General features: G+C 41.5%; 22 protein-coding genes. 19 read left to right on the top strand and 3 right to left on the bottom strand.

The features are described 5' to 3' along the window. Nucleotides 1-5 precede the first annotated feature (5 nt). Nucleotides 6-2888: an excinuclease ABC subunit UvrA gene (gene uvrA / locus AUO94_RS03425; RefSeq protein WP_058385925.1), complete on the top strand. Its 2883-nt coding sequence runs from the start codon at nucleotides 6-8 to the stop codon at nucleotides 2886-2888. Nucleotides 2889-2988: 100 nt separating this feature from the next. Continuing rightward, nucleotides 2989-4161 carry a DUF4097 family beta strand repeat-containing protein gene (locus tag AUO94_RS03420; RefSeq protein WP_058385924.1) on the top strand — a complete coding sequence of 391 codons (1173 nt, stop codon included), beginning with the start codon at nucleotides 2989-2991 and terminating at the stop codon, nucleotides 4159-4161. 77 nt (nucleotides 4162-4238) lie between these two features. On the opposite strand, the gene AUO94_RS03415 is transcribed toward AUO94_RS03420, so the two are convergent. The 3 genes from AUO94_RS03415 to AUO94_RS03405 all read right to left on the bottom strand — a co-directional run bounded on the left by AUO94_RS03415 (nucleotide 4239) and on the right by AUO94_RS03405 (nucleotide 7670). Beyond that, nucleotides 4239-4664, bottom strand: a complete 426-nt coding sequence (locus tag AUO94_RS03415; protein WP_058385923.1) for a DUF1801 domain-containing protein — start codon at nucleotides 4662-4664, stop codon at nucleotides 4239-4241. A 29-nt stretch (nucleotides 4665-4693) separates the two neighbouring features. Next, the gene (locus AUO94_RS03410; RefSeq protein ID WP_058385922.1) at nucleotides 4694-6640 is read right to left on the bottom strand and encodes an elongation factor G; all 1947 of its coding nucleotides are present in this window, start codon (nucleotides 6638-6640) and stop codon (nucleotides 4694-4696) included. 481 nt (nucleotides 6641-7121) lie between these two features. Beyond that, complete coding sequence (locus AUO94_RS03405; RefSeq protein ID WP_058385921.1) at nucleotides 7122-7670, bottom strand: N-acetylmuramoyl-L-alanine amidase family protein; 549 nt, start codon at nucleotides 7668-7670, stop codon at nucleotides 7122-7124. 167 nt (nucleotides 7671-7837) lie between these two features. Here AUO94_RS03405 and hprK point away from each other — a divergent pair, with 167 nt between their 5' ends. The 17 genes from hprK to rapZ all read left to right on the top strand — a co-directional run bounded on the left by hprK (nucleotide 7838) and on the right by rapZ (nucleotide 22410). Continuing rightward, nucleotides 7838-8764, top strand: a complete 927-nt coding sequence (gene hprK, locus AUO94_RS03400) for an HPr(Ser) kinase/phosphatase (RefSeq protein WP_058385920.1) — start codon at nucleotides 7838-7840, stop codon at nucleotides 8762-8764. A gap of 21 nt (nucleotides 8765-8785) precedes the next feature. Next, entirely contained in the window at nucleotides 8786-9598 is an 813-nt protein-coding gene (gene lgt / locus AUO94_RS03395; protein ID WP_058385919.1) for a prolipoprotein diacylglyceryl transferase, read from the top strand. Between the two features lie 19 nt (nucleotides 9599-9617). Then, nucleotides 9618-10553, top strand: coding sequence for a nucleoside recognition domain-containing protein (locus AUO94_RS03390; RefSeq protein ID WP_058385918.1), 936 nt, complete (start codon nucleotides 9618-9620; stop codon nucleotides 10551-10553). After that, a complete protein-coding gene (gene ppaX / locus AUO94_RS03385; protein ID WP_058385917.1) occupies nucleotides 10550-11206 on the top strand; it encodes a pyrophosphatase PpaX in 657 nt (218 codons plus the stop codon). The genes AUO94_RS03390 and ppaX overlap by 4 nt, the downstream gene beginning before the upstream one ends. Continuing rightward, complete coding sequence (locus tag AUO94_RS03380; protein WP_058385916.1) at nucleotides 11203-11715, top strand: acyltransferase; 513 nt, start codon at nucleotides 11203-11205, stop codon at nucleotides 11713-11715. The genes ppaX and AUO94_RS03380 overlap by 4 nt, the downstream gene beginning before the upstream one ends. 132 nt (nucleotides 11716-11847) lie before the next feature. Continuing rightward, complete coding sequence (gene hisZ, locus AUO94_RS03375) at nucleotides 11848-13005, top strand: ATP phosphoribosyltransferase regulatory subunit (RefSeq protein WP_058385915.1); 1158 nt, start codon at nucleotides 11848-11850, stop codon at nucleotides 13003-13005. After that, nucleotides 13005-13631 (top strand): ATP phosphoribosyltransferase, encoded by a 627-nt coding sequence (hisG, locus tag AUO94_RS03370; RefSeq protein WP_058385914.1) that lies wholly within the window; start codon nucleotides 13005-13007, stop codon nucleotides 13629-13631. The genes hisZ and hisG overlap by 1 nt, the downstream gene beginning before the upstream one ends. Continuing rightward, on the top strand, nucleotides 13628-14911 hold the full coding sequence (gene hisD, locus AUO94_RS03365; RefSeq protein ID WP_058385913.1) for a histidinol dehydrogenase: 1284 nt from the start codon (nucleotides 13628-13630) through the stop codon (nucleotides 14909-14911). Before hisG ends, hisD begins: the two co-directional genes overlap by 4 nt. Beyond that, the gene (gene hisB / locus AUO94_RS03360) at nucleotides 14908-15495 is read left to right on the top strand and encodes an imidazoleglycerol-phosphate dehydratase HisB (protein WP_179946126.1); all 588 of its coding nucleotides are present in this window, start codon (nucleotides 14908-14910) and stop codon (nucleotides 15493-15495) included. Before hisD ends, hisB begins: the two co-directional genes overlap by 4 nt. Further along, the gene (hisH, locus tag AUO94_RS03355) at nucleotides 15492-16121 is read left to right on the top strand and encodes an imidazole glycerol phosphate synthase subunit HisH (RefSeq protein ID WP_058385912.1); all 630 of its coding nucleotides are present in this window, start codon (nucleotides 15492-15494) and stop codon (nucleotides 16119-16121) included. Before hisB ends, hisH begins: the two co-directional genes overlap by 4 nt. After that, nucleotides 16114-16842, top strand: coding sequence for a 1-(5-phosphoribosyl)-5-[(5-phosphoribosylamino)methylideneamino]imidazole-4-carboxamide isomerase (gene hisA, locus AUO94_RS03350; RefSeq protein WP_058385911.1), 729 nt, complete (start codon nucleotides 16114-16116; stop codon nucleotides 16840-16842). The genes hisH and hisA overlap by 8 nt, the downstream gene beginning before the upstream one ends. Beyond that, complete coding sequence (gene hisF, locus AUO94_RS03345; protein ID WP_058385910.1) at nucleotides 16836-17588, top strand: imidazole glycerol phosphate synthase subunit HisF; 753 nt, start codon at nucleotides 16836-16838, stop codon at nucleotides 17586-17588. The genes hisA and hisF overlap by 7 nt, the downstream gene beginning before the upstream one ends. Continuing rightward, on the top strand, nucleotides 17585-18211 hold the full coding sequence (hisIE, locus tag AUO94_RS03340) for a bifunctional phosphoribosyl-AMP cyclohydrolase/phosphoribosyl-ATP diphosphatase HisIE (RefSeq protein ID WP_058385909.1): 627 nt from the start codon (nucleotides 17585-17587) through the stop codon (nucleotides 18209-18211). The genes hisF and hisIE overlap by 4 nt, the downstream gene beginning before the upstream one ends. 81 nt (nucleotides 18212-18292) lie before the next feature. After that, on the top strand, nucleotides 18293-19816 hold the full coding sequence (locus AUO94_RS03335) for a tetratricopeptide repeat protein (protein ID WP_058385908.1): 1524 nt from the start codon (nucleotides 18293-18295) through the stop codon (nucleotides 19814-19816). 69 nt (nucleotides 19817-19885) lie between these two features. Continuing rightward, the gene (trxB, locus tag AUO94_RS03330; RefSeq protein WP_058385907.1) at nucleotides 19886-20848 is read left to right on the top strand and encodes a thioredoxin-disulfide reductase; all 963 of its coding nucleotides are present in this window, start codon (nucleotides 19886-19888) and stop codon (nucleotides 20846-20848) included. Between the two features lie 202 nt (nucleotides 20849-21050). Beyond that, on the top strand, nucleotides 21051-21542 hold the full coding sequence (locus AUO94_RS03325; protein ID WP_058385906.1) for an 8-oxo-dGTP diphosphatase: 492 nt from the start codon (nucleotides 21051-21053) through the stop codon (nucleotides 21540-21542). Beyond that, nucleotides 21529-22410 (top strand): RNase adapter RapZ, encoded by an 882-nt coding sequence (gene rapZ / locus AUO94_RS03320; protein WP_071153685.1) that lies wholly within the window; start codon nucleotides 21529-21531, stop codon nucleotides 22408-22410. Before AUO94_RS03325 ends, rapZ begins: the two co-directional genes overlap by 14 nt. Nucleotides 22411-22414 lie beyond the last annotated feature (4 nt).

Raw genomic sequence — 22414 nt, 5'->3', positions numbered from 1 at the left:
GCAAGTTGAGAAATCAGGAAATACGGATACAAGGCGCGCGTGCAAATAATCTAAAAAACATTGATGTGGTGATTCCACGTGACAAGCTTGTGGTTATGACTGGACTGTCAGGATCCGGTAAATCTTCGCTTGCATTTGATACGATTTATGCGGAAGGACAGCGGCGATATGTTGAATCGTTGTCTGCTTATGCACGCCAGTTTTTAGGACAAATGGATAAGCCTGACGTTGATTTAATTGAAGGATTGTCACCGGCTATTTCGATTGATCAAAAGACCACGAGTAAAAATCCGCGTTCTACAGTAGCGACAGTTACGGAAATCTATGATTACATGCGGCTCATGTATGCACGGATTGGTAAGCCGATTTGTCCAAATCATGGTATAGAAATTTCTTCTCAAACCATTGAACAAATGGTAGATCGCATCGTGGAATACCCGGAACGTACCAAAATGCAAATTTTAGCTCCAATTGTTTCTGGTCGAAAAGGAACTCACGTCAAGTTACTTGAGGACATTAAAAAGCAAGGGTATGTCCGGGTGCGCGTGGACGGGGAACTAATTGATCTCGATGACGACATTGCACTAGATAAAAATAAAAAGCACAACATTGAAGTTGTTATTGATCGCATCATCATTAAAGAGGGCATTGCGCCACGTCTAAGTGATTCTTTAGAATCAGCCCTTCGGCTAGCAGAAGGCCGTGTTTTAGTAGATGTGATGGAGCAAGAAGAATTGCTGTTTAGTGAGCATCATGCCTGCCCGATTTGTGGATTTTCTATTGGTGAGCTTGAACCGAGAATGTTTTCGTTTAACTCACCTTTTGGTGCATGTCCAGAATGCGACGGTTTAGGGATAAAGCTAGAAGTTGATCCTGAATTGGTCATTCCAGATTGGACTGCCACGTTGAACAAAGGAGCAATTGTTCCTTGGCAACCAACCAGTTCGCAATATTATCCGCAACTTCTAAAAGCGGTTTGTCAGCATTATAAAATTGATATGGACATTCCAGTAAGTGAATTGCCAGAAGAGCATATTAACATTATTTTACGCGGTTCTGGAAACGATAAAATTCGTTTCCGTTATGAAAATGACTATGGTCAAATTCGAGACAATCACATTAATTTTGAAGGTGTCCTTTCCAATGTGGACCGTCGTTATCGTGAGACATCTTCAGATTATATCCGTGACCAAATGGAAAAATACATGGGTCAGCAAAGTTGCACAGTTTGTGAAGGCTATCGTCTAAAGCCTGAATCGCTGTCAGTGAAAGTAAATGGTCTTCATATCGGAACCGTCGCTGAATTTTCGATTGTCGAAGCCAATCAGTTTTTCGATCAGCTCGTATTGTCAGAAAAAGATATGCAAATTGCCAAACTGATTTTACGGGAAATTCAAGAACGCATTGGTTTTTTGATCAATGTTGGACTGGATTACTTAACGTTAAGTCGTGCATCGGGAACTTTATCCGGAGGAGAGGCGCAGCGAATCCGCCTAGCAACTCAAATCGGATCAAGACTTACCGGTGTACTTTATATACTCGATGAACCATCCATAGGTCTTCATCAACGAGATAATGATCGATTGATTGAGACTTTGAAAAGTATGCGAGATATTGGCAATACCTTAATTGTCGTAGAGCACGACGAAGATACGATGTTAGCTGCTGATTATTTGATTGATGTTGGACCGGGAGCAGGAGCGCATGGTGGAGAAATTATTGCTGCAGGAACACCTGAAAAAGTAATGAAAAATAAAAAATCATTAACGGGTCAATACTTAAGCGGCAAGAAATTTATTCCCGTGCCTGCTGAGCGAAGAGTACCAAGCGACCGGAAAATCTCAATCCGCGGTGCGAATCAAAACAACTTGAAAAAAGTAGATGTCGATATTCCACTCGGTTTATTTACAGCAGTGACTGGGGTTTCAGGATCAGGTAAAAGTACGCTCATTAACGAAATTCTGTACAAAACATTGGCTCATAGATTGAATCGTGCGAAAGCCAAACCAGGACATTTTGATCTAATTGAAGGAACTGAAGAATTGGAAAAAGTTATCGATATTGACCAGTCCCCAATTGGTCGGACGCCACGTTCAAACCCAGCAACCTACACAGGTGTTTTCGATGATATCCGTGATGTTTACGCCACAACGAACGAAGCAAAAGTTCGTGGCTACAAAAAAGGCCGGTTTAGTTTCAACGTCAAGGGCGGTCGCTGTGAAGCTTGCCGTGGAGATGGTATTATAAAAATAGAAATGCATTTCCTACCGGATGTCTATGTGCCGTGCGAAATTTGCCATGGTAAACGTTACAACCGGGAAACATTGGAAGTGAAGTATAAAAACAAAAGCATTGCGGATGTTCTTGCGATGACAGTGGAAGATGGCTACGCATTTTTTGAAAACATTCCAAAGATCAATCGCAAGCTAAAGACGATTGTCGATGTAGGGTTGGGGTATATTAAGCTTGGCCAACCTGCGACTACCTTATCCGGCGGAGAAGCGCAGCGCGTTAAGTTAGCATCTGAGCTTCACAAACGTTCAAATGGTAAGTCCTTTTACATTCTGGACGAACCGACTACAGGTCTGCATGCAGATGATATTTCTCGGTTATTGGTCGTTCTGCAGCGGCTTGTAGAAAATGGCGATACAGTACTGACTATTGAACATAATTTAGATGTCATTAAGACTGCGGATTATATTATCGATTTAGGTCCCGAAGGTGGAGATAAAGGCGGCATGATCTTAGCTACAGGTACTCCCGAGGAAATCGCCGCTGTTGAAAATTCTTATACCGGAAAGTACTTGAAACCAGTACTGGAGCGCGACCGGGCACGTATGGATGCTGTCGTCAAAGGTGCAAGTCGCAAGAAAAAAACAGTTAAATGAAACTTTTTCTGCTAGTAAACGTATCAACATAGAAGAACCATCTGTTTGTAAGGGTAAGGATTTACTTATCGGCATTCAGACAAAGAGGAGGCCGCAATACATGCAAAGTGAAAAAGAACGCATTTTGGATATGGTTGAGAATGGTACGATTTCAGCACGTGAAGCAGTTGAGTTGCTGCGGGCAATTGATGGTAGTAGTTCATCGTCGAACGAGTCAAATTATGGCCGTAGCAACCAAAGAGACAAACCTAGCAAACGTGGATTTTTTAGACCAGAAGATATTGTTAAAAAAGTATCCAAAGATTTTTCAAAGAACGTTTCCAAAAACGTTTCCAAAAATGTGTCACGAGACTTTAATGATTTGGGTACACGAATGATGGACTTTATGCAGTCGTCTGTTGGCAAGTTAAAAACGATGGAATTTGACTCGCCATTCGGTGAAGCAGTTCAGTTTACTCATACATTTACAGAAAATATGACAGACTTGAACACCATCGTTGCGGATATCGCAAATGGTCAGCTGGAAATTTTCCCATCTCAAGACGGCTTGCTACGTGCAGAATGCAACGTTAAAGCATATCGTTCAGAGTCAGCAACACAAGCGAAAGAAGATTTTCTTGATAAGTTTGTTTTTATTGCCGACGATCAAAAGTTACGCGTCATCAGTGATTTGAAAACAACGCAAGTAAATGTGATCCTGTATGTTCCAGAAGCTTCCTATCAACATATTACAGCTCGCTTGTTCAATGGTGGATTCACAATGAAACGCATGAATGCTGCATTGATAAAAGTGAAAACAGCAAATGGTAAAGTGGATTTGAAAAATGTAGAGTTTGATGATGCTGAACTAGAAACGGCTAATGGTGCTATTCATGTTCAGGAAGCAAAAGGGAAAGTAGTGGAAGCAGAGACATTAAATGGCCGCATTTATATTGATGGCGATATTCAAACAATCGTTACTAAATCATTAAACGGCAATATTGTCGCTACAACAAGATGCAAAGAAGCTCGCAAACTTGAAACGAAAACCTTGGCAGGCAATGTAGAAATTTACATTCCAGCTCATTTGCCGTTAAAAGGTGAAGTTTCGTCAAACTTGGGCAAAATAGATGTCTTATTATCGGATATCGATTCTACGCACGAACAAGGACAATTCATGCAAAAATCGATACGTTTTTCAAAGCAAGGAACTGAACCAGCTGCAGCTCCGTTATTAGTCTATGGAGAAACCAAAACAGGTTCTGTCTTGCTACGCTATTTAACAATCGACTAAATAATAGATAAAACAAAAAGCCGGCACAGATTTCCTGTGCCGGCTTTTTAACGATTTTAGGTGACGAAACTACATTGTTATTTTAGAGGTGGATACAAACTTTGAAGAAAGCTGATGGATTGTTGGATCAATTGCTGAAGGACATCAAGGTCGATGTCTTCGGTTTTATTAATATAAATACAGGCTTTTCCACTTGTATGCTTGCCGAATTTCTCGAGTAGAGGACCGCGATTTTCATCACCAGTTGCAAAATACAAACTAATCTTCGCTTTGCGTGGAGAAAAACCGACAAGTGGCGCATCGCCTTCGTGTCCGGTTTTATAAACATAATGGTAAGAGCCAAAGCCAATAATACTGGGGCCCCACATTTTTGCGGAGTGACCGCTCGCCTTTTCAAATAGTTCCAGTAACTTATAAGCATCTTGACGTTTTTTTGGATGATCGACAGATTCGATAAATTCAATAACGTCGGCATCGGTTTCTTTTGTTTTTTGTTCGTACATAGCCCATTCCTCCTTCATGCAGATAGGTTTCACAAACAATGCATCGCTTTTTCTGCTTCGTCCCAAGAAACTTTATAACCTTTGCCTTTTGCGCAAAAAATAGAAGTGGATGTATAAAGAGGATCAGTGTTTTTTTCATAGCCAATCCGGTTGATTACTTGTTCTTCATTATGGCAGAAGTCATAACCATCAAATAGTAAACTGAGTGCGCCTTTGCCGTGGGTAAGTGCAGCAAATTCTGTGCTGTATTTCATAAATGTCGCTACGGGTACACGACCTTCGATGATCGTTTTGCTACCAATGGTTTCAGGAGTATTAAAACTACCATGTGCTTGCTGAACATCCGATAATACTTTTCCCATTTGCTCTAAACTTACTTTGATTTTAAAACGGTACATGGGTTCAAGTAGACGGTTTTGTGCTTGTTCAAGTCCTTGACGAAGCGCTCGAAAAGTTGCTTCCCGGAAATCACCGCCAGAGGTGTGCTCGTTGTGACCGCGTCCAGTTACAAGCGTTGCTTTAACATCGGTCAAAGGAGAACCAGTTAGTAAGCCATGATGGTCGCGCTCGTTAAGGTGATGCAAGATGAGGTTCTGATTTCCGACAGATAAAGCGTGAGCATGGCAGACGTTGTCTACCTGTAAGCCGCTGCCACGCTCACCCGGCTCTAGCTTCAAATGAACTTCAGCGTAATGGCGAAGAGGTTCAAAATGGCCATAGCCCATCACGGGTATGCTAATCGTTTCTTTATAGAGAATTTCAGGTTCCCCAAACTGGACGTGGTGGCCAAACCGTTCTAGAACTACTTGTTCGAGAACTTCTAATTGAATAATGCCCATTACTTGAATTTGGATATGCTGGAAATACTCGTTCCAAAAAACCGACAAAGAAGGGTCTTCAGCACCGAGAATTTGGAAACTTGATAGTACTTCTTTTGCAGGGAGAGACGCATCAAAAAGGACAATTGATTTCAATGTTGGCACTACTTCAGATTGGTTGTCAGTAGCATAATTCCCAATGACATCACCGACCATAGCCTCTGTCAATCCCGCTATCGCAAAAAGTTCGCCTGCCCTTGCTTGTTCAACCAGTTTAAATTTGTTGCCATTATAATTGCGGATTTGCGTCACTTTTTCTTCAAGCTGATTAGGACCATAAACGAGTTTATCACGAACCTGTAAAGTCCCGCTAAACGCTTTTAAAAAACAGATTCGATTGCCATTGTCATCGTGCCGAATTTTATAAATTCGTGCACCAAATGCTTGATCTTCTGAATAAGCACTAGTCGTTAATTGATCAAGTTGGAGCAGGAAATCTAAGATGCCGATATCTTGTAAAGCAGAGCCACTAGCACAAGGGAAAATCTGGTTAGCTGCAATCAACCGCTGAAAAGCCTCTATCCAGGTTTTTTTATCAAAACCAGTCTCGACATACTGCATCAGCAATTCTTCGTCTCGTTCAGCAATAAATTCAATGAGACTTTCGCTCAACTCACCATTGTGAAAGTTATTTGTTAGGTCACAGACATCTTCGGAAAAATTCAAACGAATGTCTGCTAAAACTTGAACGGCATCTGCTCCTTCGCGATCTGTTTTATTAACGAAGAAAAAGACCGGAATCTTATGTTTTTGAAGAAGCTGCCAAACGGTTTCAGTATGCCCTTCAATGCCATCAACTGCACTAATGATAATAACGGCGTAATCCATTACTTGAATCGAACGCTCCATTTCTGGAGAAAAATCAACATGACCAGGTGTGTCAATAAGAAAATAAGTAGAATCATTTAGTGTAAAGGTTGCCTGATCAGCAAAAATTGTTATGCCTCGGGTTTTTTCAATGGTGTGGCTATCGAGAAAAGCATTTTGGTGGTCGACTCGCCCGCGCTGCCGAATACTTTTCGTATGATATAACAGTTGTTCTGAAAAAGTAGTCTTACCGGCATCGACATGCGCAAGAATTCCAATCGTTTTGTTCATGTTGTCACCTCTTTATCTCTAGTTTAGCAGAATTTATATGCAATTATAAAAAAGGGAGTGTCCCATAAGTGTTTAAAATAAAACAGACAGAGAAAAAGTATCTTTTTCTCTGTCTGTTTTTTTGAATCGCGCCTCACAATTCCGAACTCGGTTTACTTTTTCAAGGTTCCAGAGGTGAATTCTTGGGAATGATTAATTTTCCTTTATAGAAGAACACACTTTCTATTGTGATTTTGCGTTATCGATGCCACTTTAAGAGCTGCTTTGACCTGTACTTTCAGTTTACAGAAATGCACTTTTTAAAGTTTTAAAGGGGTTGATGGGAATGGAAACAATGTGTGGTTAAGATGGTTCAACCGGTTGAGACTGTTCCCGCGAAAAGCGGCCTGTTCTGTTGCAAGAAAAAGAGGCTGCACTCAAAAGTCTTAGTTCATGACCTTTTGAGACAGCCCCGTTTTCATATAAGTGTAAAGTTCCCCCTTTACCGACTTGCTTCAAAACAAGCGATACCGAAACAGATTCCTTGTGCGCAGCGTTTTCGGTAAGCGGCTGACTTAAGTAATTCGACTTCTTCCTTGTGTGTCATAAAGCCGCATTCCACCAGAATAGCTGGCATATGGGTATCCCGAAGTACGGCGAAATCTGCTTGTTTAATCCCGCGATTTTTTCGTCCAGTTACTTGTATTAGTGACTGTTGGACTGCAGATGCTAGCATGTGTGTAGCAGGCTGAGGGTGGTTATAGGTAAACGTTTCTAGGCCATTTGTAGAGTTAAATGTATGCCCCACTGCGTTGGCGTGAATCGAGACGAATACATCTGCCTTCATACGATTTGCTAGGTTCGTGCGTTCGTGTAATGGAACATCAAAGTCATTTTGATGGCTGAAAAAGACAATATGTCCATCCAGTACCAATCGCTTTTTAACTTCTTCTGCTACGGCCACGTTAAAATGGAATTCTCTCAATTTGCCATCGGGTGAGCGCTTTCCAGGTGTATCTGGGCCGTGTCCGGCATCAATCATAATCTTCATTGGGATAGACCTCCTTTTGCAATCTATATAGGAAGGAAACATGACAAAGGGGACAAAAATCTTCAAATATATAGTTTCCATGTTAAAATAAAAGCAAACCGCATATAAAAATAATTGTTTTGATGAAAATTCAAAATAATGTGTGGATAGGAAGTGAGGAATACCAAATGGGACAAGTAACGACAAAACAAGTGATGAAGACGTTCGACTTGGAATTAATTAGTGGAGAAGAAGGCATTGGCCGTCATATCCCCATTAGCGATATTTCAAGACCAGGGTTGGAAATGGCCGGTTATTTCACCCATTATCCAGCAAATCGTGTGCAATTGCTCGGCAAAACCGAGCTTTCTTTTTTTTCTATGCTATCACCTAAAGAACGATTAGATCGTATGATGAAGCTATGCACAGACGATACGCCAGCAATTATTGTTTCGCATGGTGTACCAGTTCCAGAAGAATTGATCGCTGCTTCAAGCAATCGGCATGTGCCAGTCATGACGACTCCAATGTCAACGACTCGGTTTTCGAGTTTGCTGACGAACTTTTTAGAAAGTCAGTTAGCTCCTACGACGGCAATCCATGGCGTTCTTGTAGATATATACGGTGTTGGAGTGTTGCTGACGGGAAAAAGTGGTGTTGGTAAAAGCGAGACAGCTTTAGAACTTGTCAAAAAAGGTCACCGCTTAGTTGCCGATGACTGTGTAGAAATTCATCAAGAAGGTGAAAATACATTAGTAGGATCTGCACCTAAACTAATTGAGCATTTGCTCGAAATTCGTGGAGTCGGTATTATCGATATCATGACCTTATTTGGTGCGAGCGCTGTTCGCACATTTAAACGGATTTCTTTGGTCATTGATTTGGAAATCTGGGATCAAGACAAAACCTACGATCGATTAGGACTAGAAGAAGAAAAAATGAAGATTATTGATACACAATTGACGAAACTAACAATTCCTGTTCGTCCAGGTCGTAACTTATCGGTTATTATCGAAGTTGCCGCGATGAACTATCGTTTGAAACGAATGGGCGTTAACGCCGCCGAAGAGTTTTCGAAGCGTCTGGATGACGTGATTGCACAAGATACAAACTAAGCGAATGGGAAGGTGCACGACATGTTTGCAATATTAGCTTCAATAGATCCGACCGCTTTTTCACTCGGTCCGATTTCGGTTCAATGGTACGGTGTTATTATCGCTGTTGGTATTATCATCGCCTTTTTGGTAGGCCAGCGTGAAATGGTTAAGCGAGGACTGCATACTGAATTTTTAACTGATTTACTAATTTGGGCGGTACCGCTGGCGATTGTTGGCGCACGTATTTATTACGTAGCGTTCGAGTGGGAACATTACAAAGACAATCCTAGTCAAATTATTGCTATTTGGAACGGTGGAATTGCGATACATGGTGCCTTGATTGCATCTGTTATTGTCGCTTATCTGTTTACCAAAAAGCGTAATACGTCATTTCTGAAAGTGGCGGATATATTAGCACCAAGTATCTTAATCGGACAAGCCATTGGTCGTTGGGGTAATTTTATCAACCAAGAAGCACATGGCGGAGAAGTGTCACGGACTTTCCTTGAAAATCTGTTTATCCCTGATTGGATCATCAATCACATGTACATAGACGGGGCTTATTACCATCCAACTTTCTTGTATGAATCTATGTGGAGTTTAGTGGGAATTATTCTTTTGTTGCTACTACGAAAAGTAAATCTAGTACGTGGTGAAATGTTTTTCTTCTATATGATTTGGTATTCTGTTGGCCGCTTCTATATCGAAGGAATGCGCACAGATAGCCTGTATGTAATTGGTGAACTTCGTGCTGCACAACTAGTGTCAGTATTGGCTATTGTCATCGCTGTTGTATTCATCGTATACCGTCGTGTCACAATTAAAAATCCACCTCATTATAAGGATAACTAATTAGGAAAAGAGCGATCAGATGTCGACACTGAAAAATGGTTTGAAGGCAGGGTTGAAAACGACTTGGTCATTAGGGAAAATCATTTTCCCTATCACTTTGCTCGTCACCATGCTTCAATACACACCGGTTTTGCCTTTTGTTATCGATTTAGTATCACCCGTTATGGGCTTGTTTGGATTAAGCGGCGATGCGGCAATTCCACTGGTTCTCGGTAATGCGCTTAATCTTTATGCTGGAATTGCCGGCATCCTATCATTAGATTTAACGGTTAAAGAAGTTTTTATCTTGGCCGTCATGCTATCATTTTCACATAATATTTTCATTGAAACTGGCGTAGCGCTAAAAGTTGGCGTCAAGCTGTGGATCGTTTTAGTTGTCCGCTTTGGTCTAGCTGCGTTATCTGCTATTATCATTAATGTCTTTTGGAAAGGTGGCAGCGAGATGGCGCAATACGGTTTTGCGCCTGAAGCATCAGCTGTTCCTGAGAGTTGGATTGGGGTGATGCTAATCGGACTTGAAAAAGCTTCGTTTGGTGTTCTTCAGTTGGCGATGATTGTTATTCCATTAATGATTATGATTCAAATTTTAAAAGATAAACGATACCTTCAAAAAATATCCAATCTGCTCGGACCCTTAACTCGTTTATTGGGTGTTCAGAAAAACGCTTCGTTAACACTTGCTTCAGGACTGGTTTTCGGACTCGCTATGGGAGCGGGTGTGATGATTCAAGCTGTACGAGAAGATGGCGTTAGTAAAAAGGATGCGACACTGGTATTTATCTTTCTCGTTGCTTGTCACGCGGTAGTGGAAGACACATTAATTTTTATGCCATTAGGTATTCCAATCTGGCCGCTATTGTTAATCCGAATCGTTACGGCATTAGTACTAACGGTCTTTGTTTCTTATATGTGGCGTAGAGCGGAAGAAAAACAAAAGGAAGTGATTTCGACATGACTGCAAAAAAAATAAATACGCTATTATTCGATTTTGACGGAACTTTGCTCGATACCAATGAATTAATCATTCAAACTTTCTTAGCCGTCCTTGGTGAACATTATCCTGGTCGCTTTGATCGTCAAGATGCACTGGATTTTATCGGCCCATCGTTAACACAAACATTTGCAGCGATTGATCCGGACCGCGTGGAAGAGCTGACTGTTCAATACCGCGCGCTCAATCGTACGTTGCACGATGAACTAGTCGAAGAATATGATGGTGTCGCAGAAACCTTACGTTTACTGAAAGCGCAAGGAATGAAAATGGCAATTGTCTCGACAAAAAGAAGTGACACAATACGTCATGGCTTGAAGCTAATGGGCGTTAACGATGTGTTTGATGTGTTGGTTGGTCTGGATCATGTCACAAACCCAAAACCAAATCCAGAGCCCTTGCATTTGGCATTAGAGCAATTAGGTGCGTCTCACGATGAAGCCTTAATGATTGGTGACAATTCCCACGATATCGAAGGTGGTAAAAATGCAGGAGTTCGAACTGCGGGCGTGGCGTGGTCTGCAAAAGGAGAAGAATTCTTAGCCAGTTTTAATCCGGACTTTATGTTGCAGCATATTAGTGATTTACTGGAATTAACTAAAGAGGCTGTAAAATGAGAGACACACAACGGCATTTTGTGGAAGGGCCTAATTCACTTTGGCATATTTACAAAACAGTGCCATTCTGGAAAGTTGCCAAAAATTTCCTAGTGATTCAAACGGCTAGATATACGCCGTTTTTGCCTATGAAAAATTGGCTGTATAAAACGTTTCTCCATATGAAAATTGGAAAACACTCATCTTTTGCGTTGATGGTCATGCCGGATGTTATGTTTCCGGAGAAAATAACGGTTGGAGAAAACACCGTAATCGGTTACAATACAACGATTCTTGCACATGAATATTTAATAGATGAATATCGACTTGGCGACGTAGTGATCGGAAACCGCGTCATGATTGGAGCAAACACTACGATTTTGCCCGGCATCACGATTGGAAACGGCGCAATTGTTTCCGCTGCCACGCTCGTCCATAAAGATGTGCCAGCTGGAGCTTTTGTCGGCGGAAATCCGATGAATATTATTTATACAGCTGAACAAATGGCAGAGCGCCAAGCAAAATCCTGAAAGCAACGATTGCTTTCAGGATTTTTTTCGAGTATATCTCTTGACGGTAGATGGAACAGTGCGCTAAAATAAATATTACTTCATCACATTAGCGAACTAAAGTAAAATAACCAATATTAGGGAGTTTTATAAATGACTATACAAATGTTCGAGAAACCACTAGGCATGAGAGATGATTTCCCATTTATCGCAAAAAAGAAAGCGGAACTCCGTACAAATGGAACGTCTATTATTCAACAGGCAGGCTATGATTTGCTGCAAACACCTACTTTAGAATATTACGAAACCATCGGTAAAATTTCAGCAATTGCTGATAATGCGTTGTTTAAATTACTAGACAGCCAAGGTGAAACCTTGGTATTACGTCCAGATATGACTTCACCCATTGCACGCGTCGCTGCATCTAAGCTACTAAAAGAAAAGATGCCGGTACGACTTGGCTATTATTCAAATGTTTTTCGCGCTCAAAAACGTGAAGGGGGACGTCCAGCTGAGTTTGAACAGATGGGCGTTGAGTTGATTGGCGATGACTCTTTATATGCAGATGCAGAAGTTATTATTTTGGCATGGACCATTTTAAAAAATCTAGATATTGAGTCTAGCCGCTTTGTTATTGGACATACCCAATTATTGCAGTTGATTTTAGAGGATTTCGGTTTGGATCAGCAGCAAATTGAACAAGTTCGCAGTGCTTTCGTTTCCAAAAACAGTGTAGGCTTTGAAAGCTTGGTTCACCAGTTACCTATAGAAGCTTCTAGTCGAGAATCATTTATTGGTTTGATGTCCACTTCTACTGTAGAAGAATGGCAGCAATGGATTGATCCTCATAACGCCAAACAAAGTTCTTTATTCGAAGATATGAAAAAGCTGAAAACCATATTGGAGCGCAGCGGCTTAGCAGACGCGGTAACGTATGATTTGTCGTTTAACAGCCATATGACCTATTACACTGGCTTAGTATTTGAAGTGTATGCAACGGGCAGTGGGTTTCCACTTGGCAACGGGGGACGTTATGACGGATTAATGAAGCAATTTGGATTAGAGGTTGGTGCAACCGGCTTTGGTTTACGTGTAGATCGTTTACTAGAACTGATTTCAGCTGTTTCCGAACAACAAGACCATACATTAATCTTATTTGATGAACAACACGAAGAGCGTGCCTATGATGAAGCACAAAATCTTCGTCAGCAAGGAACCCGAGTCACATTGCAATTTGCACCAGCGGTTATGGCTCTTGACGAATTTAGTAAACATTTCAGCAAGGTTCTAAGATTGGAAGGTGTGAAGTAATGGATGCATTAACGATTGCCATGCCCAAAGGGAGAATATTTGAAGAAGCTTATGAATTATTAGTAAAAGCAGGCTATGATTTGCCAAAAGAACTCGATGATTCACGAAAATTGATCGTCGAAGCACCCAATGAAAATATTCGTTTTATTCTTGCCAAACCAATGGATGTTCCAGCTTATGTCGAACATGGAGTTGTAGACATTGGCATTGCTGGAAAAGATGTGATGCTTGAGCATGACCGAGATGTTTATGAATTATTAGATCTTGGTATCAGCCGCTGTTATATCGCAACTGCAGGTATGCCGGACACGCCGATGAATAAAGTATCTCCGCGTGTTGCGACTAAGTACCCGAAAGTAGCGTCGCAATATTATCGTGGCAAAGGCGAGCAAGTCGAAATCATCGAATTAAACGGTTCGATTGAATTGGCGCCAATGATTGGTTTAGCGGATCGTATTGTGGATATTGTCTCTACTGGTAAAACATTAAAAGAAAATGGCTTAGTTGAATACGAAAAAATTGTCGACATCACGTCACGTTTGATTGCAAATCCTGTAAGTTATCGCTTAAAGCAAAAACGCATTACAGAGCTAGTAGAAAGACTGAGAAAGCAGGCCATTTTATGAAAGTGACTCGTTTATCTTCAGGAATTTCCATCAGAAGAACGATTGCAGAAGGCACGGAACAGCAAGTTACAGCGGTAAAAGCGATTATTCAAGAAGTGAAAGATCACGGGGACAGAGCGATGTTTCGCTTTACAGAAAAATGGGATGGTGCTAAATTAACCTCTTTACGTGTGACAGAAGAAGAAATTTCGCAAGCAGTCGACCGTTTTGACCCGCAATTGTTAACGGACTTAACTGAAGCTGCGGCGAATATTCGGAAGTACCATGAAAGTCAGCAACAACAAGGCTACCGTTTAGATAACGATGATGGTTCGTATGTTGCACAGCGTGTTACAGCTATCGAGTCAGCTGGACTTTACGTACCAGGTGGCACAGCTGCATATCCTTCATCTGTGTTGATGAACGTCATTCCGGCACAAGTAGCAGGCGTATCACGCATTGTCTTAATTTCACCACCGAGTAAAGACGGCACATTGTCTGACGGAGTACTCGCATCGGCTCATATTCTTGGCATTACAGAAGTTTATAAATCAGGTGGTGCCCAAGCAATCGCAGCTTTAGCATACGGCACGGAATCTATCGCACCCGTTGATAAAATTACCGGTCCGGGCAATATTTTTGTTGCGCTTGCTAAACGAGAAGTGAATGGTGACGTGGCGATTGATATGATTGCTGGACCAAGTGAAATCGCGATAATTGCGGATGATTCCGCATATGCTGATGAAGTGGCAGCTGATTTATTGTCACAAGCAGAACATGATCCGATGGCGAGCGCTGTGTTATTAACGACTAGCGAACAATTGGCTGATGCGGTTTCTAAAGAAGTAAAGCGTCAATTAGCAAACTTGCCTCGTCAAGCCATTGCGAGTCCAGCGATGATAAATCACAGCATGATTTATCTAGGGCAAACGGTAGAAGAGCTGATTACAGCCGCCAATCAACTAGCGCCTGAACATTTGGAAATTATGACAGAAGATGCAGAATCAGTCGCGGAGAAGATTCGCCACGCCGGTGCCATTTTTATCGGAAGGTTTTCGTCTGAACCAATTGGCGATTATTTTGCAGGAACGAATCACGTATTGCCAACAAACAGCACGGCACGTTTTTCGAGTGCTTTATCTGTTTATGATTTTATTAAAAGAACCAGCATTATCCGTTATAGCGAACAGGCTTGGCAAAACAATAAAGAAAAAATTGCTCGTCTAGCACGTCTTGAAGGATTAGAAGGCCATGCGCGTGCAGTCGAATCGCGGTCGTGGGAAAAGGGGAACCGATTATGAGAAAAGCTGAAATCAAACGCAATACCAATGAAACCAAAGTAGCCATCAAATTTTTCTTAGATGGTGAAGGGAAATCGGTAATTGATACAGGTGTTCCATTTATGGATCATATGCTGGATTTGTTTATTAAACATGGCTTATTTGATGGCGATATTACGGCAGATGGCGATACGCACATCGATGACCACCACACTACTGAAGATATTGGCATTGTTTTAGGTCAAGCTGTTAAAGAAGCACTTGGCGATAAAAAAGGCATACGTCGCTACGGCAACGCATTTGTACCAATGGATGATGCGTTAGCTCAAGTAATTATTGATTGTTCAAATCGCCCACATCTGGAATTCCGTAGTCAGCCGCTGACTGAAAAAGTAGGAACGTTTGATACGGAATTGATCCAGGAATTCCTTTGGAAATTTGCGCTAGAATCAAGGATGAACGTCCACGTTATCGTTCATTACGGAAAAAATACGCACCATATTATCGAAGCAATCTTTAAAGCGCTAGCACGTGCGCTTGATGAAGCGACGATGATTGATCCACGAGTTAAAGGTGTACCATCAACAAAGGGGTTGCTCACATGATCATTGGCATTATTGATTACGGCATGGGCAACTTATTCAGTGTCGAGCAAGCGTTAAAAAAGCTGGAATGTACAGTGATTGTATCCGATGACCCTGCGGTGCTGCTCGAAGCAGAAGGGATTTTGCTGCCAGGAGTCGGTGCTTTTCCAGATGCTATGGAGTTGTTAAATGACAAAGGACTTTCAGGATTTATCCAATCATTGCCAGAAAAAAATATTCCGCTTCTTGGAATTTGTCTCGGTATGCAGTTGTTATATGAAGATAGTTCGGAAGTGAAACCGACAAAAGGTTTGGGGTTACTGACAGGACAAATTCGTCGTTTTGAAAAAGGCACATACCGAATTCCTCATATGGGCTGGAACCGTTTGGAATTTTCGCATATGCCGTATTGGTTAGAGGATGTATTAAGTGATACGCACGTGTACTTTGTACATTCTTTTTTAGCGATAAATACAAAGCAGCAAGAAGTTTTAGCTACAGCAAGCTACGGAGGCCTCAACGTTCCGGGAGTAGTCGGGACAGGTTTGATAACGGGTATGCAATTCCATCCAGAAAAATCAGGTGATTTTGGCCATTATTTATTAGAACAATGGATTTCAAATGTTAGGAGGAACCTACATGTCTAAGTTTCAAATCTATCCTGCGATTGATTTAAGGGATGGCAAATGTGTACGCCTATTTCAAGGAGATTATACTCAGGAAACCATCTACGGAGATTCACCAGTCGAAATGGCTCGGAAATTCGTAGAAGCTGGTGCAGAGTGGATACATATGGTCGACTTAGACGGTGCCAAAGACGGCATCCGCATTAACGATCAAGTGGTCATTGAAGCCGCAAAGCTCGGTGCTAAAGTACAAGTCGGCGGAGGCATTCGAACTCGTGAAGATATCCAGCATTATTTATCAAATGGTGTAGCACGTGTCATTATCGGCAGCCTAGCAATCCGTAATCCGGAACTTGCTGTATCGTTTATTGAAGAATTTGGAGCCGACCAAATTGTGATCGGTATTGATGCGAAAAATGGCATGGCTGCAACAGAGGGCTGGATCGAGACATCTGGACAAGCAGCGACAGAAGTAGCGGATTATTTCGCGCAAAAAGGTGCAAAACATTTTATCTATACAGATATTGCAACAGACGGCACGCTCGCAGGACCAAATATTACCGCCAATAAATCGTTGGTGGGTGCTGAATCAGCACAAGTCATTGTTTCAGGTGGCATTGGTTCGCTAGAAGATGTACGAAATGTTAAAGAAGCATCTGCGCAAAGTAACATCGCAGGTGTTATTATAGGGAAAGCACTTTATGAAAAACGTTTTACGCTGGAGGAGGTTTTGTCATGTTGACAAAACGCATTATTCCCTGTCTTGATGTAAAAGAAGGACGTGTCGTCAAAGGCGTTAGTTTCGTTTCGCTGCGTGATGCGGGAGATCCTGTTGAATTGGCTCGTTTTTATGATGAGCAAGGGGCGGATGAATTGGTGTTTTTGGACATTTCGGCTTCTCACGAAGGCAAGGAAACGATGGTCGAAGTCGTGAAAATTGTTGCAACAGAACTGTCGATTCCGTTTACAGTAGGTGGCGGTATTCGCAGTCTTGATGACATGAAACGTTTGTTGCGCGCCGGAGCTGATAAAGTCTCTTTAAACACAGCTGCCCTTGACCGTCCTGAGTTGATCAAAGAAGGCGCAGACTTTTTTGGTTCTCAATGTATTGTCGTAGCAATTGATGCTAAGAAAAATGGTGATAGCTGGGACGTTTACACACATGGTGGTCGCAACAAAACTGATTGGGACGCAGTTGAATGGGCAAAAAGAAGTGTTGAGCTTGGAGCTGGTGAACTGTTGTTGACGAGCATGGACAAAGACGGCTCGAAAGACGGTTTTGATTTGGAATTAACACAAGCTGTACGCGAAGCGGTAGAAGTACCGGTCATTGCCAGTGGTGGAGCAGGAAACAAAGAACATTTTAGCGAAGTCTTTAAAATGGTGGATGCTGATGCTGCTTTAGCGGCCTCTATTTTCCATTACAAAGAAACCAGTGTAGATGAGGTCAAGCAATATTTACGGAAAGAGGGAGTGAACGTCCGATGACAACCATACAATATGATCCAAGCGGGCTGATTCCCGTGATAATCCAGAATGCCGAAACAAAAGAAGTGTTAACTTTGGCTTATGCCAACGAAGAAGCCGTCCAAAAAACAATGGCTACAAATGAAACGTGGCTTTACTCAAGAAGCCGTAGTGAATTGTGGAACAAAGGTGCGACGAGTGGTAACACTCAAAAAGTGACGGCTGTGCGATTAGATTGCGACGGCGATTCGCTAATTTATGAAGTAATTCCAAATGGACCCGCTTGTCATACGGGTAAGGATAGCTGCTTTTTTGAAACCATTCATGGTGAGCGCAATGAATCTCCAGGCGATATGTTCGCACAATTGACCGCGTTAATCGAAGCGCGTGAAAAAGAAATGCCTGAAGGTGCGTATACGACTTATCTGTTTGAAGAAGGCATAGATAAAATTTGTAAAAAAGTAGGCGAAGAAGCAGCTGAAGTGATTATCGCAGCCAAAAATCGTGACGCTGAAGAGCTATCAATGGAAACAGCCGATTTGTTGTATCATGTGTTGGTGCTTTTACAAGAACAAAAGGTAAACTTTAACAAAGTGACCAATGTATTAAAAGAACGTCATGAAACAAAAGCGACAAGTAAATAATAGGGAAATATGCTATAATTACAGCATATTTGAGTATGGAGACGATGGAAATCGTCTCTTTTACTTTTTCGGAGGCATATTTTGGAGAATAAAAAAATAAATACTAAAAACGTATTGTCGTTTATTCCGACAGGAGAATTCTATTACAGAAAAGCGTTGAAAGAGCTTCAGCGTGAAAATTACTCAAAAGCACATAAGTATTTGCGTCGTGCTTCAGAGTTGAGTCCGAAAGATCCGCTCATTTTGACGCAATACGGAATTGTGCTAATGGAAATACAAGAGTTTGAGCAGGCAATGGATGTGCTGCATACAGCACATGAACTAGACTCAAAAGAACCCGACATTCTGTATTTTCTTGCTGAAGTCCATGCACATATGGGCTTGTTTTGGGATGCTCGAAAATTTGCTAAAAAGTACTTGGTTTATGAAACACAAGGGAAATATGCATCTGAAGCAATGGGAATTATTGATTTTGCCGAGCAAGAAGATTGGCAAAATTTTGATGAGGACGGGGACTTGCAGGACAGCGAACACCATTACCGACAGGAAAAAGCACGTCGAATGATGGAGCAAGGTGATTTTACCGGTGCTATTGAATTGCTTGAAAAGTTAATTGAAGGAAAGCCGGATTTTTGGGGAGCTTGCAATAACTTAGCTTTGGCTTACTTTTATATCGGAGAAGCAGAAATGGCGAAAGCGCTGCTTTACGATGTACTGCGGAGAAATACTGGCAATTTGCACGCTTTGTGTAATTTAGCAGTCTTTCATTACTATGAAAAAAACGCAGAATTGGATGATGTACTCGATTTGCTAAAAAAAATACAACCTTATGTATTTGAGCATCGCTATAAACTAGGTGCGACTTTTGCATTGGTTGGTAAATACAAAGAAGCTTATCGCTGGCTCAAAAGTTTGCAGAAAAAAGGCTTTGAAGGTGATGCAGCGTTTTACTTTTGGTTATCGCATGCTGCGTATCATTCAGGCCATGAAGACGCGTCAAGACAAGCTTGGGATCAATTGAAAAAAATGGACCCAGATAAAGACGGTTATGCGCCATGGAACGAGCATTCAGAAATGCCGCACGTCGATGCGCTTGAGCATGATCGAGATTATTTGGTTGGAAAACTGGATCACCAAAAGAAAAGTGAACGGTTATTCGGCTTGTTTTTGTTAGGCAAATCAGCACATAAGCAAGAAATTATTTCACACCCAAATTGGTTGGCATCTGATCAGCCTTCTGTTTTGGAAACTTTTGTTTTGGGTTATGCACTTGGTCATCCTTTCAAAGAAAGCGTTCCGGCTGAAAAGGCTTTTATGCGTGCGATGGAAGCAGCAGAACTTCTTTATGGCTCATATGGAATGGTGAAAAAACAGCAAGAAGAACTCTTTCAACTGTGGTTTTTACTGCTAGAAAAAGGCTTTAGCAGGAACTATGCATTCAAAAATCCCGCGGCTCTTGCTGCGGCTGCAGAATATATGATTCACTCTTCTAAAAATGAAAAAACCACAAAAAAAGAACTGGCGGATCAATTTGGTATATCGGTTGCTACGTTGACAAAATACAGTAAAGAACTAACTGTTTTCTTACCACACATCGAATCATAGGCATAAAAGTTGAAGCTTTCGCATGAATCTTATACGATTTAACTACTGAGAAATAGGAGGCCTAGTAATATGACTGAAGCAACTACAATTTTTGATGTAATTATTATCGGAGCAGGACCAGCAGGCATGACAGCCGCTGTTTATACATCTCGCGCGAACTTAACAACATTGATGCTAGAACGCGGTATTCCAGGTGGTCAAATGGCCAATACGGAAGAAATTGAAAACTATCCAGGATTTTCACACATTTTAGGACCAGACATTTCAACAAAAATGTTTGAACACGCAAAAAAATTCGGTGCAGAATATGCATACGGTGACGTAACCGAAATTATTGATGGCGAAGAATACAAAACCATTAAAGCCGGATCTAAAGAGTACAAAGCACGTGCAATTATTGTGACGACCGGTGCTGAGTATAAGAAAATGGGGATTCCAGGTGAAAATGAACTAGGAGGCCGTGGTGTCAGTTATTGTGCAGTATGTGATGGAGCTTTCTTTAAACAAAAAGAACTTGTCGTAGTTGGCGGTGGTGATTCAGCGGTTGAAGAAGGTGTTTACTTGACTCGTTTCGCGAGTAAAGTAACAATCGTCCACAGACGTGACGAATTACGTGCACAAAAAATTCTTCAAGATCGTGCTTTTGCAAATGATAAAATTGACTTTATCTGGAGCAATACAGTTAAAGAAATTCACGATGATGGCAATGGCAAAGTAGGTGCAGTTACGCTGGTGTCTACTGAAGATGGTTCTGAAAAAGAATTTAAAGCAGATGGTGTCTTTATCTATATCGGCATGCTTCCTTTAACAAAACCATTTGCTGAGTTGGGCATTTTGAATAAGGACGGATATATTGTAACGAACGACAAAATGGAAACGACTGTTCCAGGGATTTATGCAGCAGGCGATGTTCGTGAAAAAACATTGCGTCAAGTAGTTACTGCGACAGGCGATGGCAGTATTGCCGCACAAGCAGCTCAACACTATATTGAAGAGTTAGTAGAGAAAATTAGCATGAAAGCACAAGCTTAATTAGTTTTTAACTGTTTTGTAACGTGGTTGTCATGAATAAGGTTTATAGTAAGAAGAGTAAATTGACCCCCTTTTTATAAAAGATTTTGTTGGGCTGTCTTTCGAGTAACTCGAAAGACAGCCTCTTTTTTTATTCTTTTGCATGACACGCCAGGATAGATGTATAATGGAGAGAGTTTACAATAGAGACGGAGTGTCGAATGTGCAGCGAATCGCGAATTTATTAGTCATTGAAAATGGACAAGTATTATTATTGAAAAAACCACGACGTGATTGGTATGTAGCGCCCGGTGGTAAAATGGAAGCCGGAGAATCGATTATCGAAGCTGCAGTCCGTGAGTTCAAAGAAGAAACGAATGCTACCCCAATAGGTACACATTTAAAAGGGGTCTATACCATGATGATTCAAGAACATGAAAAAACGGTGGATGAGTGGATGTTGTTTACGTTCGCTGCAAACCGCGTAATTGGAGAGTTATTTCAAGAAACGACCGAGGGGCTGTTAGAGTGGCATCCAGTAGAAGCGTTGGCATCTTTGCCAATGGCTGAAGGGGACCGGACCAATCTGCAATTTGCAGCTAACCAGCAAGGAGTTCAGTACGGGACATTCTACTATACGCCAGAATTTCAGCTGATCAAAGAAACCATCCAATCATCAATTGAAGAGGTGAATCATCCTAATGGAAAAGCATAAAGAAGAAACAGAGTTAATCATTATTACAGGCATGTCAGGTGCAGGTAAAACGGTCGCAATCCAAAGCTTTGAAGATTTAGGTTTTTTTACAATCGATAATTTGCCTCCCACGTTATTGCCAACGTTTATCAATTTGATGAGAGATTCGGGAAAATCGATGAAGCGCGTAGCTGCAGTTATGGATTTGCGCGGAGGCGATTTTTTTGATAGTTTAGTAGACGCAATTGACCACCTATCACAAGATCCGAATGTCTCCATCACGATTCTATTTTTGGATGCAGAAAACGAAACCTTAGTGAGCCGCTACAAGGAAACGAGAAGATCTCATCCACTGTCACCCGGTGGATTGGTTTTGGGTGGCATCAAAAAAGAGCGCGATATGCTGAGTGACCTTCAAGGGAGAGCACAGCATATATACAATACTTCTAACATGAAGCCTCGCCAACTAAAAGAACGAATCATCGCCGATTTTTCATCAAAGACCAGTAATGTCTTTACCGTAAACGTCTTGTCTTTCGGATTTAAACACGGCATGCCGATTGATGCTGATTTGGTGTTTGATGTACGCTTTTTACCAAACCCTTATTATATTGAAGAGTTGAATCCGCTAACAGGGCTTGATGAGCGAGTGTCGAGCTATGTACTAAAATGGCAAGAAACGCAAACGCTGCTAGAAAAATTAACTGATTTACTGCAGTTTATGATTCCACAGTACAAAAATGAAGGGAAGGCACAACTTGTTATCGCCTTCGGTTGTACAGGAGGCCAACACCGCTCGGTTACGTTAGCTGAGTACTATGGCAAGCTTCTGGCACAGAATAATAAAGTGATTATCACGCATAGAGACATTAAAATTAGAAAGGATTGAGTGC

It is taken from the genome of Planococcus kocurii, assembly GCF_001465835.2.
Lineage (GTDB): Bacteria > Bacillota > Bacilli > Bacillales_A > Planococcaceae > Planococcus > Planococcus kocurii.
The sequence above is the reverse complement of the archived record's forward strand: the minus strand, read 5'-3'. Positions and strand labels throughout refer to the sequence as shown.

Bases quoted from the DNA above. Each gene is read 5' to 3' on its own strand.
- AUO94_RS03420 (WP_058385924.1), top strand. From the start codon at position 2,989: ATGCAAAGTGAAAAAGAACGCATTTTGGATATGGTTGAGAATGGTACG.
- AUO94_RS03415 (WP_058385923.1), bottom strand. From the start codon at position 4,664: ATGTACGAACAAAAAACAAAAGAAACCGATGCCGACGTTATTGAATTT.
- AUO94_RS03410 (WP_058385922.1), bottom strand. From the start codon at position 6,640: ATGAACAAAACGATTGGAATTCTTGCGCATGTCGATGCCGGTAAGACT.
- AUO94_RS03405 (WP_058385921.1), bottom strand. From the start codon at position 7,670: ATGAAGATTATGATTGATGCCGGACACGGCCCAGATACACCTGGAAAG.
- hprK (WP_058385920.1), top strand. From the start codon at position 7,838: ATGGGACAAGTAACGACAAAACAAGTGATGAAGACGTTCGACTTGGAA.
- lgt (WP_058385919.1), top strand. From the start codon at position 8,786: ATGTTTGCAATATTAGCTTCAATAGATCCGACCGCTTTTTCACTCGGT.
- AUO94_RS03390 (WP_058385918.1), top strand. From the start codon at position 9,618: ATGTCGACACTGAAAAATGGTTTGAAGGCAGGGTTGAAAACGACTTGG.
- ppaX (WP_058385917.1), top strand. From the start codon at position 10,550: ATGACTGCAAAAAAAATAAATACGCTATTATTCGATTTTGACGGAACT.
- AUO94_RS03380 (WP_058385916.1), top strand. From the start codon at position 11,203: ATGAGAGACACACAACGGCATTTTGTGGAAGGGCCTAATTCACTTTGG.
- hisZ (WP_058385915.1), top strand. From the start codon at position 11,848: ATGACTATACAAATGTTCGAGAAACCACTAGGCATGAGAGATGATTTC.
- hisG (WP_058385914.1), top strand. From the start codon at position 13,005: ATGGATGCATTAACGATTGCCATGCCCAAAGGGAGAATATTTGAAGAA.
- hisD (WP_058385913.1), top strand. From the start codon at position 13,628: ATGAAAGTGACTCGTTTATCTTCAGGAATTTCCATCAGAAGAACGATT.
- hisB (WP_179946126.1), top strand. From the start codon at position 14,908: ATGAGAAAAGCTGAAATCAAACGCAATACCAATGAAACCAAAGTAGCC.
- hisH (WP_058385912.1), top strand. From the start codon at position 15,492: ATGATCATTGGCATTATTGATTACGGCATGGGCAACTTATTCAGTGTC.
- hisA (WP_058385911.1), top strand. From the start codon at position 16,114: ATGTCTAAGTTTCAAATCTATCCTGCGATTGATTTAAGGGATGGCAAA.
- hisF (WP_058385910.1), top strand. From the start codon at position 16,836: ATGTTGACAAAACGCATTATTCCCTGTCTTGATGTAAAAGAAGGACGT.
- hisIE (WP_058385909.1), top strand. From the start codon at position 17,585: ATGACAACCATACAATATGATCCAAGCGGGCTGATTCCCGTGATAATC.
- trxB (WP_058385907.1), top strand. From the start codon at position 19,886: ATGACTGAAGCAACTACAATTTTTGATGTAATTATTATCGGAGCAGGA.
- rapZ (WP_071153685.1), top strand. From the start codon at position 21,529: ATGGAAAAGCATAAAGAAGAAACAGAGTTAATCATTATTACAGGCATG.